The following is a 14,747-nucleotide window of genomic DNA, read 5'->3' on the forward strand; positions in this document are numbered from 1 at the left end:
TTAGCTAGTGATTATTTCATCTCTCACACCAAAAAGAGCCAAAACTTGAGTTCGGCTCTTTTGAGTAAAAACATCCATGACAGGCTATTTTTGTCGGTAAGTCGATAAAAATTCACGCATTTTGACAGCAGTCGTTTTCAGATCATCCATCTTTGGTAAATAAACGATTCTAAAATGATCCGGTTGATGCCAATTAAATCCCCCACCATGAACCAGCAAGATATGATGTTCATGTAGGAAATCTAAAACAAACTTTTCGTCATCTAAAATATTGAAACGCTTCGTATCAATCTTAGGAAAAATGTAAAACGCTGCTTTAGGTTTTACTGCAGAAAGGCCGGGAATGTCATTAATGGCATTGTAAATAAATTCTCGTTGCTCATAAATACGCCCACCAGGTAATAATAATTCATCCACACTTTGATAACCACCTAATGCCGTCTGAATGATTTGCTGAGACAATACATTGGAACAAAGACGCATCGAAGAAAGCATGTTCAATCCTTCAATATAGCCTTTAACATGTGATTTATCTCCACTCAACACCATCCAGCCAACACGAAATCCTGCAACACGATGGGATTTAGATAAACCATTCAACGTCACGACAAATAAATCTGGTGCCAAGGTAGCGATTGGAATATGTTCTAAACCATCCATGACTAAACGATCATAAATTTCATCAGAATAAATAATCAATTGATTTTGACGAGCAATCTCCACGATTTGCTCTAAAATCTCTTTTGGATACAATGCTCCAGTTGGATTATTTGGGTTGATGATCACGATTGCTTTTGTTCTACTCGTTATTTTTGATTTAATGTCATCAATATCAGGATACCATTCTGCTTGTTCGTCACATATATAATGAACAGGTTTTCCACCAGCCAGTGATACTGAAGCCGTCCATAATGGATAATCAGGCATCGGAACTAAAACCTCATCCCCATTATCAAGTAGACCTTGCATACACATTGTGATCAGTTCGCTGACTCCATTCCCTGTATAAATGTCGTTGATCGTCACATTGGGGAACTTTTTGATTTGACAATATTGTTCAATCGCTTTTCTTGCTGAAAAAATGCCTTTAGAATCAGAATAGCCTTCTGAATCTCGTGCATTCATAATCAAATCACGTATCACTTCATTTGGCGCTTCAAATCCAAAGGGGGCAGGATTTCCAGTATTTAACTTTAAAATACTGATCCCTTCTTCTTGCATACGTTCGGCTTCTTCTAACACAGGTCCACGTACGTCGTAGCTTACGCCTTCTAGTTTATTGGATTTTTCAAATTCTCTCATAACGCTATCCAATCCCTCATTTCAAAATAAACAGAAATTTCTGATTTTTTATTTTTTACTTATTTTCAATATCATACTCTATCCCTCTAAAATTTACCACAATTTTAAGTAAAACCATAAGAAATTTTAGTTAGTTTTCAAACTCATTTCCGTCGATATTCATTGAATAAATTCGCACCCCAGTCCATAGCAATTCCGCAAATAACACCCAAAAAAATTCCGGCAGACAAATCTTTCAATACAATACCAAGAATTAGCCCAACACTCATTCCTAAGATAGAAAACTCCCCATCATATTTTTCCACTTTTTCTCTCCCTTTTCATCTTGACATCTGCGGAAATACTCGCTATCATTAATTTATTGTTATTATACGCAGACGTGATGGAACGGCAGACATGCAAGATTGAGGGTCTTGTGAGCGTACGCTCGTGTGGGTTCAAATCCCATCGTCTGCATCAATGACTAGTCGTAGAGCATTCCGTGCTCTACGTTTTTTTGTTTTCTTATTCACGTCTTATTAATAAACTTACTGTTCGTTATACTAAACGACCTGACTTCTGATAATTTTACGCATAAATTCTTCTTTCTATTTTACTCTTCCTGTTAATTTACTGCTAATGATTACCATGGACAGTTCCTTCTTATGTTTCATAAGATAGCTTTTTTGATTATTTCTCCTTATTACGATTAAGCAATGAAATCAGTATTGTTTTATCTGCATGCCTTCTATTTTGCCCATCTTGATCATTTTTTATACTTACAACCTATGACCTATACTGTAAAAGAATTATGAGAACGATGAATATTAGGAACCATAATTGAACTCTTATTCAATCGATCCTTTTAAATAGTGTAACGCTTGTTTACAGTTCTTGAATCCTTTTGCTTTCCATTGGACATTTCTCTTTCTTGACTTATATATTTCATTTTTTTCTCATCATCAAACTCGTATTCTTATAAATAAAGATGACATTACCAGCTTATAACCTTATTTTATAAGCTTAAGCAGTATTTTAGTACTAATATAAAAATTAGTTTATAATTAGAGTATGTCAAATATGGAGAGGAGAAATAACAAATGAAAACTTTAGACATTATTGCTTTAACATTGTTGATCGTTGGTGGATTAAATTGGTTATTGGTTGGTTTATTAGAATTTGATTTAGTTGCTACTATTGCAGGTGGATCTACGACAATTCTAGCTAAAGCGATCTATATTATCGTAGGAATTTGTGCTATTTATTGTTTGAAATTCTTTCCACTTATTACAAATAGAGTAGAACGATAATTTTTTAATTATCCTCTGTTCCTAATATAAATAAAGCAGTCATGAGCGTTAGTTTGTATGCTCATGACTGTTTTTATTTATATTCATGTAAGCGTTATCCGAGACAAAAGAGAGATTTTTTCTACAAAAAAACGTGAGATTAACCTTTTCTTAATAACTAGACAGCTACTCTTTTCAGAGACATTATGCTTGATTTCACGACAAAGAAATCGCTTTCGATTACATATGTTACCTCAAATATTACAAAAAAGGTAGATTTGTCATAAAGCTATTACCTATGAAATATATCCCCGTGGTAAAGTATTCCTCGTTGGTCACAACAAAACTATTTTTAAATTTACGAAGGAGCTTTTACATGAAATCACTTAAAACATTACTATTAGGAACAACTTTGACTGCCGGCGCACTATTCTTTATGGGAACATCTGCACATGCGGACGAAGCTTATACCGTTCAATCAGGTGATACGCTATCAACGATTTCTCAAAAATACGTTGGTGATAACTCCTTGATCCAAACTATTGCAGAAAAAAATTCAATCTCAAACATCAACTTGATTTATTCAGGTCAACAATTAACAATCCCAACAGGCGAACAAGCAGCAACAACACAAACAGCTTATCAAGCGCCTGCTCAAACAAAAACAGTGGCTGAACAACCAGTGAAGCAAGAACCAGTTCAACAAGCAGCACCTGCTCAACCAGTTGCTCAAGCAACGCAAACAGTGGCACAAGCAACACCAGCAACAACAAACACAAGCTCAGCGAAAGAATGGATCGCTCAAAAAGAATCTAGCGGTTCTTATACAGCAACAAACGGTCGTTACATCGGACGTTACCAATTAGATTCTTCTTACTTAAATGGTGACTATTCAGCAGCAAACCAAGAACGAGTTGCTGAACAATACGTATCTTCTCGTTACGGCTCATGGGAAGCAGCTAAATCTTTCTGGGAAGCAAACGGTTGGTACTAATATAAAATAGCTTGTTTAAAAAGCGAAGGTCCCTCTTTAGGATCTTCGTTTTTTTTTACTAAGCAAAGCGTAAATGAAAAAAATTGGCAGAAATAGTATCCTTTCTGTCAATTTTTTTGGTAATTTCGATTTTCTAATTCCAGTTTGGCAAATGGTGGTTCGTTCATCGTGTTTTTTGAACAGTTGTGTTTGTCTAACTGCTCAAAATTATTTTTTGTTTCTTTCATGACGTTCAATAAATAGTTGTTCTCTGCTTTCAATCGTTTCACTAATGAATTCAAATAATTGTTTTCTTTATGTAATTCGTCTATTGTTTTACTCTTTTCGTCTGTCATATGATTTGAATAGTTATCTGTTTCTCTTCCTGGTTTCTTCATCCCCACCTCAGAAGGCAACAACGAGTGGTGAAGCAATTTAGTATACAGTTCTTTGTATTCCTGATACTCAGCATTCAATTGTTCTTTCATATGATCATTTGTCGATTTTTTTCGATAGATGGATGTCTTATTTTGTTGAAGAACTGCTTCTAATTTTTTGAGTAATTCTGTTTCTATTTCACAGTTTTTATATTTGGACATAATATAAGCAGAATTGAGACGTCCTTCTTTCATGGGTATTAGGCCAATATGTAAGTGTGGTTTCTCTTCATCAAAATGAACATGTGCATAAATGATATTCGATAGACCGTATAGTTTTTGAAAGGTTTGAACAATTTGTAAAAAAAATAGTTTTGTTTCTCTTACTGATAATTTTTTTAATGCCGATTCTTTAAAGATGATTCGCCATTCAATTAATATTGTCCAATTAGAATGAATCGATTTTGTTGAAGATAAATGGGTCAAATATTTTCTAATGATCTTTTTATAGTCAATAAATTTCTTATTTAAAACATCATAATTTAAAGATGTTTTATCTGGTTGTACAATACTTGATTCAACTATTTCTCTTTGATTATGTCTTTGGACTTGTTCTAATTCATAAAATCGATAATCCGTTTTTTCTAATTTGATTGATTTAATAGTTCTGCCTCCTTACTTTCTTCTTACTATGTGAATCTTTCAAACAAGTAAATAAACAACGTTTTCATCTAAAGTTTAGTTAATTCTATCCGAAAAAACAAACCGAAAAATTCCTATTTCTTGGTAATTATGTACTTTTAGTGAAATAAAAAAGGACCCTCTTTAAAGGATCCCAAGTAAACCAGTTAAAACAAAACCTACTTCGTGAATTTTCGAGTGAACTAAGATAATAAAGCAAGCTTTGGCCCGCCTCTAAATAACTATTTTTTATTATGCTAGCTATGATTCGTTAATCAATACGGAGTGTTCCATCAATGGTTGTTGTATTGATTAGTTCTTTTTCATCATATACTTTATAATATATCTTTATGCCATGCGTACCCGAGGAAGGCATATTCTTGAAAGCAACCGATTCAATCCCATTGTTGGGTGGAATCAATCCTGAAACATATAATTTTTTTTGATTAGATGCTAAATAGTATTCTACTTGTATATTATAGGAGTTGACACCCACATTACGTACATCCACGTGGGCTTTTCCCTCTTTATTTAATTCGACTTCATGCTTCAATACAATCCGAACATTGTCTTTATCGACTTCTTCCTGCATCTTTTTTAATAATTCGCCATTATTCAACTGAGTGATGTTCTCATCAAAATCTGGCAATCCTGTAACGACTTGAGGGGGAGATTGATTAAAATAGAAGTATCCACTGATCCCCAATATCAAAAGTACTACAGAGAAGGTTATCAGGATATATGTGCTTTTTTTTCTTTGTTTTGCTTTATGTGCCATTTAAAAATCTCCCTTTCTGATAAAATCAAAAACAAATCGTCTCAACCAGATGGATAAAAAAATCATTCGTTGAGCATTTACCTTTATTTCTTTTCAAACAATCCACATGTTTTTTTGTTTATCAACTAGTTTCTTTCGTTCCAACAGTTTATACTTTCAATGATTAGCAGAACTCCAACTATTTGGAATCCTGCTAAATGGTATTCTAAGACAGTCATGTCATTGTTACTATGTGCGAAATCCCCTGTTTATTCTGCTGGGGATTCCAATAATATATGATATAAATGAAACAAATCACGCTTTTTTATGATTCAGTATCTTTTAAAGCAGTGAAATTAAACGTTATTTCGTAACTTGGTCTAACCACTTGATTTTCTTTAAATCCTTCAGCGATTTTTCCTTCGAATTTTAACGTTTTAGATGAAGATTTATCTAATTCTGTTAAATAAGTAGGGCTATTAAGAAATTGACCCGCAACACTTTGTAAACGGACGCCCGCTTCATTTGTTGGCGTAAAGTATAAATCCTGTCTTACACCCGATTGACTTTTTTCTTCAAATTTTGATATTTCAATCTTGACTCTACGTGCACTAGAATTATTTGTTACGGTATAAATAGGTGATAAGATATTAGGAAGTGGCTGGCCATCATCTGTTACCGCATTTGCATAACGTACTTTTGTAGGTACAGTGATGTCAACATAAGATACATCTTCCGGTCCGACCGGATCCCATGGACCAATCCAGCCATCCACTCCAATTTGTGCATTATCTTTTCCTTGAATAGTTGCGCTGTCATCCTCAGGGTCACTTAATCCAGGAATCCAGCCTAATTCATTATCTTTAACTGTTTCTGCACTTGCATTCATTGTTCCAATTCCAAATCCACCTAATAAAATAGATGATACTAGTAACACATTTGTCAACTTCTTCATTATTCTGTCTCTCTCCTCGCTGAAAACGTCTCACAACATTTCCATAAAAATAAAATTACATGATATAGTTTTTTTCTCGATTGAGCTCAATCAACATAACCGTTGAGAAAAGGGATACAATTGTTCCAAGTAACATCATATAAACGCTCAATTGTTCACCAGTTTGTGGAAGTCTCACTTTTTTTGAAGAACCTGAATCAGATGGTGTGATCGTTATAGTTGCTTTTTCTTTGGTTCCTGCGTCACTTACGTTATCAATTGTACTGGCATCTGCGTCCGCATCCCATACTCCTATTATTGCTTCAACTTGAATCGTTTGTTCATTTGTGGTTTGTGCATGACAGTTTGTTGTAATGAAAAGACTAACCATTAAAACACCTATCAAGTAATACATCACTCTTTTTATTTCGCTCTTCACCTCCAATACTTTAACGACGCAACCTCCACAATAATATTATCCGTAAAAATAAAATAGAATGAAAACCAAGTTTTACCGATAGATTGGTAAATACCTTTTCCATTAGTAATTGTTATGTAACAAAAAGATGATTAGCTTAGAACATCTAAAAATAATACTTAATTTTTAGCCATATCAGTTGATAAGCGGAAACTTTTCCGAAATTTATAGTTATAGTGCAAACTAACTATCCATACTGGAATTAACTTTTATATGGTAATAATCAACTAATTTATTAATGATATCTTCATCAAAATAACTAGACATCCCAATCGTTGGAATACCGAAATGGTCAGGCGAATATACATCTGTTAAAAGGCAATCGAACTTTTGTAAATAGCCCTTTTGTATTTGAGTAGTAGGATCGAGTATCTCAATTTTGATATTATGTCTAAAATAAAATTGAATTTCCTCTTTGAGCATCCGCATATGATCGTAAGAGCTATCCAATAAAAGTGCTACATTGATACTTGCTTTACTTTCTCTCACGCGTACCCATAGTTCAGACCAAGAAGTTAATAATTTGAAGATGGATTGCTGGATCATTTCATCTAAGTAAGATAAAAATGGATTACCAAGAGAAAAGTAAATATCAAAAAATTCATCTCTTAATGCGGTAACTAACTCAGGACTTACCTTCAACGTATTTTCAAAAAAATCCGTTTTTTTATTGTATAAAATATAAGTAGGTCGCACCGAACTCATGGTCGTCCAATAAATATCATGAATCAATTTATCTCGATTCTCGCAAAGTAATCCAAAACGTTCTTCCAGCAAAGTAATCACATAGCCGATCTGTTTCTTTATTGAGACCGAATCGATTTCAACTCCTTCTGAATGAAAGCGAGCTATTGGATTAATTGGCTGATGGAATTCATAAAATAATTGCTGAAGATTTTCTTTTACACTTTTGATGCCAAAGACATTATGTATTTTTTCTACTAGTTTTTTTTCGTTCATTAGATGTGTAAAATGAAAAGGTATCTCGTTAACTTCTAATTGATAGCCTTGCTTCAGTCGTGTAAAACAGACATACAATTGAAATTTTAAATTTCCCAAAAATAAATGATGGTCATTGTTCACAATTGCCCAAATCGTATTTTCTTTGATGAATATATCAATGATCTCTGAAATCAAATTTCTTTCTTCTTTTTGTATCAATTTTTCGGGCAAATGATATTTCTCAGAAAAATATACTGAAAAGAAGTCTCTGATATTCCCTTCGTTTCCGATAATTTTGATTTGATTGGTAATTTGAAAATCGAAAAACCGGATTTCTTGATTGATTCGATTAATTACCCTTGATACCTGAGTTTCTGAAATATAAAGCAAATCACTAAGCTCTTCTTTAGAAGTAACTTTTCCTAGGAAAATCGTTTCCAGTAATGTGTATTCTAGACTCTTTTCAAGAATTTTTGAATAGATAAATGACTTAGGCGTTGTGATATCTTTCTTTAAAATGATTCCTGCTCTAAAAGAAGTTTCAATTGATAGAGGCTCAATCATTTCGTTGACTTGAGATAGATCATTTCGAATGGTTTTTTCTGAACTATCAATTTTTTCAGCTAATTCCGCAGTCGTAATCCATTCCGTATTCCAAAGGATTTCTAAAATATTCAATTGGCGTCTCAAACGCCCGTCTAATATTTCTCTCATTTCTATTACATCTCTCCTCTCCTAACAGATAAATACTCCTTGTTTTATTTTTAGCATATCCCAATCTTTAAAAATAACCTTAATATACCGAGCCCTTGGTAAAATATCTTTCATAATCTTTTATTTTTTCCACCGATCCATTGAGTTGTTCGTGATGCAAAGTAAAAAAATAGGAGACCAAAGACAATCATTCATCTCGGGTCCCTTTACTAGGTAGATCTATGCAACAAACAGAATCGTTTTCACTAAATAGCACGCTCACTTTTTTTATAGTTAATGTAACGATAACTGCTCTTTGGATGTTCATTCGGAAATACTACTATGATTGTTACTGTATCGTTCAGCCTCTTTCTCAATATGTATATTCAACTTGTTTTGCTTTTAGATGAGTATATTCTTTCTAAAAACGTGTAATTCTTCCTTTTTGTTGATCAAAAAATGATGTAGTTTTTTGACAAATTCTTCTCCAAAATAATTAGGGACGCCAATAATTTTCACATCTCCTAGATCGCCAGTATTAAAGCCATTGGTTAGGACACAATCATAGTGTTTTAGCTGATTCACAGAATTTTGTGCTATTGGCAATAAAATATCAACTTCATATGTATTTCTAAAATGATATTCAATTTCTTCTTTTAGCATTTTTAAATGCCCGGCTGGTGCATCTAATAGCAATGCAGCGTGGATTTTAATCGTTGGCTTACGTATTTCCGAACGAAATTCAGACCATTGTGAAACTAAAGTATAAATGGATTGATAAATCATATTTTTTTTATCTAGAGAATGAACGGTTAGATCGTCATAAATTTCACTGAATTTAGCTTTCAAATTTAAAACGATATCTTGTCGATCATTCATTAATTCGCAGACAAAATCTTCTTCAACGTTATTTAAAATATGCGTTGGACCGATCGTACGAAATATCCGCCACATAACGGCCTGAAGTAGAGCTGTTTTGTTCTGGCAATTAATCTTAAATTCATAGCTAACTTCCAAAATCAGATTTTCCAGTCTTGTTTGTAAGATCGATTGACTAGTCCCTAGTTGTAAGCATCTTTCATTTAATTTGAATGGAGCATGAAAATACTCAAACAGGTTAAACAAAACTTCTTCTGATAGTTCGATACCAAACACAGCTTGCCACCTTTTGTTTAATTCTCGATCTCCAGTAATCATAGAATAATTAAAATAATCTTCCTCTTGTTTAAAGAATGAGCTAGATTTACAACGATAGGCAGCCACCCATAATCTCATTCGCATTTTATTCAATAAAAAATGATGTTGATCATCCATAACCATCTTCTCTTTATTTTGTTTATAAAAAATATCAAGTACTGTATCAATCAGTTGAAATTCTTCTGTTTTAAAAAGTAAATCGGGTGAAAGGTATTTTTCATAGAACAAACTAGAGAAAAGTTTACGGATATTTTTTTCGTGACCGATCAATTTCAAATCATTTGTGATTTTTATTTCGTATTTTTTCATTAAAATATTCATTTTATTATGTAATCGATTGAGTTGGGTTTCTGAAATAAAGAGTTGATCGCATAGTTCCCCTCTTTTCATCATGGGATTGATGAATATCATTTCCAACATTTGACATTCGACACTTTTTTGTAAAAAAAGCGAATAAACATATGATTTTGAAACACCTAAGTCTTTACTTAAAAAAACGCCATATTTTACCGAAGTCTCTATTTTTAAAGGTTCAATTATTTCATTCAGTTGTTTGATGTCTGTTCGGATCGTTTTTTCAACCCCACCTATTTTTTTGACGATCTCTGCAATCGTCAGCCATTCGTTGCTCCAGAGTAACTCTAAGAGTGCTAGCTGTCTTAAACTTTGTTTCGTTAGTAATTGCTTCATTTTCCCCTCCTAATCCCTCAAAATTTACAAACGCTTTGTTTTCTCTATTCTCCTCTATTATTAATTTTAATGTACGAAAATAAGTATGTCTACCATTTCATTAAAATATAAGTATAATAATATTAAAAAAGTAGTGATCAACCTATAAGATTCGTGCTTTTCTGCGAGGTAATATTTTAATAAAAATAACACTCAAGATATCTATTATTAAAATATTTACTACCGGATCTTTTAGAGAACTCCATAAAGAGCCTTTCACTAAAATAATCTTTTTATCATTTTCACTACAATAGAAAAAACGCCTAAATTCGAGGACATTTTCAGCCACAGATTTAAGCGTTTATTTTTTTATATTTAATCGTTTTTTTACATAATCAATACACTGTATTTTTTATTTCAATAAATAGGATAAATCACTCGCTACCGTTGGATAACCCATGATCCACTGCTCTAATTCTTCTTTTTTTGTATGTTGACTGATCAATAAATTCAAATCATTGATTAAATCATCTGCCTGTTCACTAAGGACACTGGCACCAATCAAATACCCAGCTTTGTCATAGATCATTTGGGATTTAGCAAGTGGTTCATTCACACGATGATAGGTAAACCAATTGGTCATATCAATTTCTACTACTTCTTCTTGTCCAGTGAGTTGTTTTTTTGTTACTCCGACCTGAGCCAATTTCGGACTAGTAAAAACGATCGTAGGAATGGAAGGATAACTAATTTTTTCTTTAGTATTTCCTAATACATAGTTTGCAACATAATTTCCTTCAAAGGTAGCAACTGGCGTTAATTTTGGCTCTGTCCGTGAGATGATATCCCCGCAAGCAAAAATCATTGGATTACTCGTTTGAAGATAGTCATTAACAACAACACCATGTTTCGTTGTTTCTACCTTCGCCTTTTCCAGGTCTAGTCGCTCAACATTTGGCTGTCTTCCAGTGGCACAAAAAATCGCATCTGCTTGTAGTACTTGATCGTTTGACTGCAAGGAATAGTGCGTTCCTTCTTGAATAATTCGCTGTGACTCAAAATCAAAAACAAATCGAATCCCGGCTGCTTCCATTTGTTTAACTAATTGTTTGACCAATTGTTCGTCAAATGCTTTTAATGGTCGTTGATTATGGTGAACGATCGTGACATTGCTTCCTGAAGCATGAGCGATCATCGCTAATTCAAATGCAATATAGCCTGCACCAATAAAAATAATGTCCTGAGGCAATTCACTTAATGATAAAAAGTCAGTACTTGTTTGTAAAAATTCATTCCCATCAATAGGTAAAATCGATGGTCGTTGACCAGTAGCAAGAATGAAATGTTCAGCTGAAATTTTTTCTTCTCCTACCATGATCGTATTTTCATTGATAAAGCGTGCTGTTCCAGCTAGATAATCAATGTCAGCTGCTGCTAATTCTTTTTGACGATTCTTTGAAACTGGATCTGTAAAACTGCGCTTAAATGCTTGTAGTTCTTGCCAATCAACAGTTGGTACTTCGCTGAATCCTTTACCCAACAACTGTTCAATTCGTTTTCTTGCTTCCACACTATTTAGTAGAATTTTTTTAGGGTCACATCCTCGATTAGGACAAGTACCACCCCAAAGATTTTCTTCGATGATCAAGACGTTCTTCCCTGCTTTTTTTAACCCATAAGCCACGCTCATACCAGCTACGCCGGAACCAATCACAACTTCATCATATTCTTTCATTTTCCCTTTCCTTTCTAGATAAATAAGTGAAGATATCTTTTCTTGTAATCTCCCCTAGATTTTCCTCATTTTCTCGAATATTTACTGCTTCATGTTGGATCAATAATTCGAATACTTCAGTCAGCGATGTACTTAAGTAAACATCTGGAAAATCCGCTTGATGAAGTCCTTTGCTGTAATCGTCAGCTACGATCAGCTCTTTTACTGTTTGTTGTTTTTGTTGAATCGTTTCATCAAAAAAGCTCCGTACAAATTCATTTTTAGGCTGAGTCAACAACTGGTCGGGTTGGTCACATTGAATTAATTCGCCCTCTTTCATGACAGCGATCCGATCTCCTAATTTTATGGCTTCATCCATATTATGCGTCACAAAGACGATCGTTGTGCCTAATTCTCGATGTAAGGAAAGTACAAGGTCTTGTAAAGAAGCTCGAGACAAAGGATCTAAAGCACTAAATGGTTCGTCCATCAAAATAACTTCTGGGCTAGCTGCCAAAGCACGGACGATACCGATCCGTTGTTGCTCTCCACCGGATAATTCCTGTGGCATTCTATTTCGATAGATTGTAGGATCAAGTCCGACTTTCTCAAGTAATTGGTCAGCTATTTTTTCTCTTTTTCTTCTTTCCCATCCTAGCATTTCTGGAATAACTTCGATATTTTGTTGGACAGTCATAGTTGGAAACAACGCAATTTGTTGTAAAACATAGCCCATTTTCCACCGCATTTTTTGTAAATCATAGTCTTTTAACGATTTACCCTTGAAGAATATCTCCCCTGCGCTCGGCTGAGATAGACCATTGATCATTTTAAGCGAGGTCGTCTTCCCGCTACCAGAGGGACCCACCAAAACAAAGATTTCCCCTTGTTCAATCGATAAGTTTAGTTCTTTAATTGCATATTTTTCGCCAAATTTCTTTTGGACTTGCTTGAATTCTATCAGATTATTCATTTATTCCCCTCCTTCAGTAGTCCTTCTTTTTCCAAGAATGCATGCGCTACTTCCGCAGGTTGTTGTTTTTCTACATTCACTTGATAATTCATTTCAATCATTTGAGATTCTGTTACTTTGTCAGCGAGCTTGTTTAGAGCTGCAACGATTTCTGGATGTTCCTTCGCAAAGGCTTTGGTCATCAAAGGAGCTCCTTGATAATCTGGAAATAATCCCTGATCATCTTCTAAGGTGACAAGGTCATATTGTTTTAGATCACTATCCGTCGAATAAGCATCTACTACATTGACATCTCCGTTATCGATGGCTTGATAGCGTAAACTTGGTTCCATACTTTGTACACTTGGAAAATTAAGTTTGTAAAGTTCTTGGATTCCTTTATAGCCATCCGAACGATCAATAAATTCTAATGTGAAACCGGCTTTTATCTGATCTTCAATCTTTCCCAAATCAGAAATGGTTTTTAGCCCATTTTCTTTGGCAAATGATCGCTTCACCGCTAAAGCATAGGTATTTTGATACGCCATTGGTTGAAGAAGTGTCATTTCAAATTGTTCACCTAATAAGCGATTCGCTTGATTATAGGTTTCTTTTTCATTCAATTCTTTATTTTTTAAGTCATCAGGTACTTTAACTAAGCTTTCTAACACAGTTCCTGTAAATTCCGGATAAATATCGATCTGTTGATTCTCCAATGCACTAAAAAGAAAACTGGTTTTGCCGAAGTTCGGTTTTAATTCAACTTCAACATCTGAATTATCTTCAATTAATTCTTTATACATTTGAATCAAAATATCTGGTTCTGAACCTAATTTCCCAGCAATTGTCACCTTATCTTCTTTAAAGAGTCCGCTTTGATACAAAGATATTCCACCGATTCCCAAAAAGATAAGCAATAAAGTGATAACTGTATATCGAGGTTTCAAATGTTGAAGAAGTCTGATTAAACTACTGAAAATAATTGCTAACAAAGCTGAACTGATTGCACCGATCAGTGTCAAAACTGGCGTATTGCGATCGATTCCTAATAAAATAAACGTTCCTAAGCCACCGGCACCGATCAATGCTGCTAACGTCGCTGTTCCAATGATCAAGACAAGGGCTGTTCGAATACCTGAAATAATCACTGGTAATGCGATTGGCAATTCCACTTTGATCAACCGTCTCATGCGTGACATACCAAAAGCAACTGCTGCTTCTTCAATGGATGGATCAATTTCACTAAGTCCGATATACGTATTTTGAAAAATTGGTAATAACGCATAGATCACTAATGCAATCAACGCTGGCACTGTTCCGATTCCAACGAAGGGGATCAACAATCCTAATAAAGCTAAAGATGGGATCGTCTGTAAAACACTGGTTATCTGCAACAATACTTCTGCCATTTTTTTATGGTTCACTGCCCAAATAGCTAATGGGATTGCAATAACAATCGCAATCAATAAGGCAATTAATGAAATTGATAAGTGCTGAAATGTTGCGGAGATCAATTCTCCTTTTCGCTCAACAAGCGTTTGAAAAAAATTATTCATAGGATCTTCCTTTCCATTCTAATTTAAGTATAAACATAGACGAAAAAATCCCCAACTAAGTTGTCTGAAAAGAACAAAAAAGATGCGTAGTTCATCATTTGTAAATCCAACTCCCCGGCAATTCTCTGAATATGCTTCAAACTAGCAATAAAGTCCTTAATCAATAAATGGAAAGAAAGAGGAAATTTATTTCTTCAAACTCTATGTATTTCTTTCATATAAAAAAAGACACATCTCACGAATTTGAACGAGAA

Annotated in this window: 13 protein-coding genes and 1 tRNA gene; 3 read left to right on the forward strand and 11 right to left on the reverse strand. The window is 34.0% G+C overall.

Annotation, left to right across the window (positions count from 1 at the left end; genetic code table 11):
- Window positions 1–84: 84 nt before the first annotated feature.
- On the reverse strand, window positions 85–1,302 hold the full coding sequence (locus tag AB5M32_RS07530) for a pyridoxal phosphate-dependent aminotransferase (RefSeq protein ID WP_010719417.1): 1,218 nt from the start codon (window positions 1,300–1,302) through the stop codon (window positions 85–87).
- 143 nt (window positions 1,303–1,445) lie between these two features.
- Complete coding sequence (locus AB5M32_RS07535) at window positions 1,446–1,607, reverse strand: hypothetical protein (protein WP_010719418.1); 162 nt, start codon at window positions 1,605–1,607, stop codon at window positions 1,446–1,448.
- A 68-nt stretch (window positions 1,608–1,675) separates the two neighbouring features.
- Between AB5M32_RS07535 and AB5M32_RS07540 the strand changes: the two genes are divergently transcribed.
- From AB5M32_RS07540 to AB5M32_RS07550, 3 genes are all read left to right on the forward strand, one after another.
- Window positions 1,676–1,758, forward strand: a tRNA-Leu gene (locus tag AB5M32_RS07540).
- Between the two features lie 623 nt (window positions 1,759–2,381).
- Window positions 2,382–2,591 (forward strand): DUF378 domain-containing protein, encoded by a 210-nt coding sequence (locus AB5M32_RS07545; RefSeq protein ID WP_010719419.1) that lies wholly within the window; start codon window positions 2,382–2,384, stop codon window positions 2,589–2,591.
- Between the two features lie 355 nt (window positions 2,592–2,946).
- Window positions 2,947–3,564: a LysM peptidoglycan-binding domain-containing protein gene (locus AB5M32_RS07550; protein ID WP_178286389.1), complete on the forward strand. Its 618-nt coding sequence runs from the start codon at window positions 2,947–2,949 to the stop codon at window positions 3,562–3,564.
- A gap of 107 nt (window positions 3,565–3,671) precedes the next feature.
- Here the strand turns inward: AB5M32_RS07550 and AB5M32_RS07555 are convergent, their stop codons facing one another.
- From AB5M32_RS07555 to AB5M32_RS07595, 9 genes are all read right to left on the reverse strand, one after another.
- On the reverse strand, window positions 3,672–4,583 hold the full coding sequence (locus AB5M32_RS07555) for a plasmid recombination protein (RefSeq protein ID WP_306172390.1): 912 nt from the start codon (window positions 4,581–4,583) through the stop codon (window positions 3,672–3,674).
- A gap of 289 nt (window positions 4,584–4,872) precedes the next feature.
- Window positions 4,873–5,379, reverse strand: a complete 507-nt coding sequence (locus tag AB5M32_RS07560) for a hypothetical protein (RefSeq protein WP_178286391.1) — start codon at window positions 5,377–5,379, stop codon at window positions 4,873–4,875.
- A gap of 304 nt (window positions 5,380–5,683) precedes the next feature.
- Window positions 5,684–6,313, reverse strand: a complete 630-nt coding sequence (locus AB5M32_RS07565; protein WP_010737408.1) for a hypothetical protein — start codon at window positions 6,311–6,313, stop codon at window positions 5,684–5,686.
- Window positions 6,314–6,368: 55 nt separating this feature from the next.
- Window positions 6,369–6,707 (reverse strand): LPXTG cell wall anchor domain-containing protein, encoded by a 339-nt coding sequence (locus AB5M32_RS07570; protein ID WP_223603537.1) that lies wholly within the window; start codon window positions 6,705–6,707, stop codon window positions 6,369–6,371.
- 246 nt (window positions 6,708–6,953) lie between these two features.
- Window positions 6,954–8,426, reverse strand: coding sequence for a helix-turn-helix domain-containing protein (locus tag AB5M32_RS07575; RefSeq protein WP_010719424.1), 1,473 nt, complete (start codon window positions 8,424–8,426; stop codon window positions 6,954–6,956).
- Between the two features lie 381 nt (window positions 8,427–8,807).
- On the reverse strand, window positions 8,808–10,292 hold the full coding sequence (locus tag AB5M32_RS07580; RefSeq protein WP_034700342.1) for a helix-turn-helix domain-containing protein: 1,485 nt from the start codon (window positions 10,290–10,292) through the stop codon (window positions 8,808–8,810).
- Between the two features lie 391 nt (window positions 10,293–10,683).
- The gene (locus AB5M32_RS07585; RefSeq protein WP_368024385.1) at window positions 10,684–12,006 is read right to left on the reverse strand and encodes an NAD(P)/FAD-dependent oxidoreductase; all 1,323 of its coding nucleotides are present in this window, start codon (window positions 12,004–12,006) and stop codon (window positions 10,684–10,686) included.
- Entirely contained in the window at window positions 11,993–12,958 is a 966-nt protein-coding gene (locus AB5M32_RS07590; RefSeq protein ID WP_368024386.1) for an ABC transporter ATP-binding protein, read from the reverse strand. The genes AB5M32_RS07585 and AB5M32_RS07590 overlap by 14 nt, the downstream gene beginning before the upstream one ends.
- Window positions 12,955–14,493 (reverse strand): ABC transporter permease/substrate-binding protein, encoded by a 1,539-nt coding sequence (locus AB5M32_RS07595; protein WP_010719428.1) that lies wholly within the window; start codon window positions 14,491–14,493, stop codon window positions 12,955–12,957. The genes AB5M32_RS07590 and AB5M32_RS07595 overlap by 4 nt, the downstream gene beginning before the upstream one ends.
- Between the last annotated feature and the right edge of the window lie 254 nt (window positions 14,494–14,747).

Source organism: Enterococcus sp. C57, from assembly GCF_040887305.1.
GTDB classification, from domain to species: domain Bacteria; phylum Bacillota; class Bacilli; order Lactobacillales; family Enterococcaceae; genus Enterococcus_B; species Enterococcus_B hirae.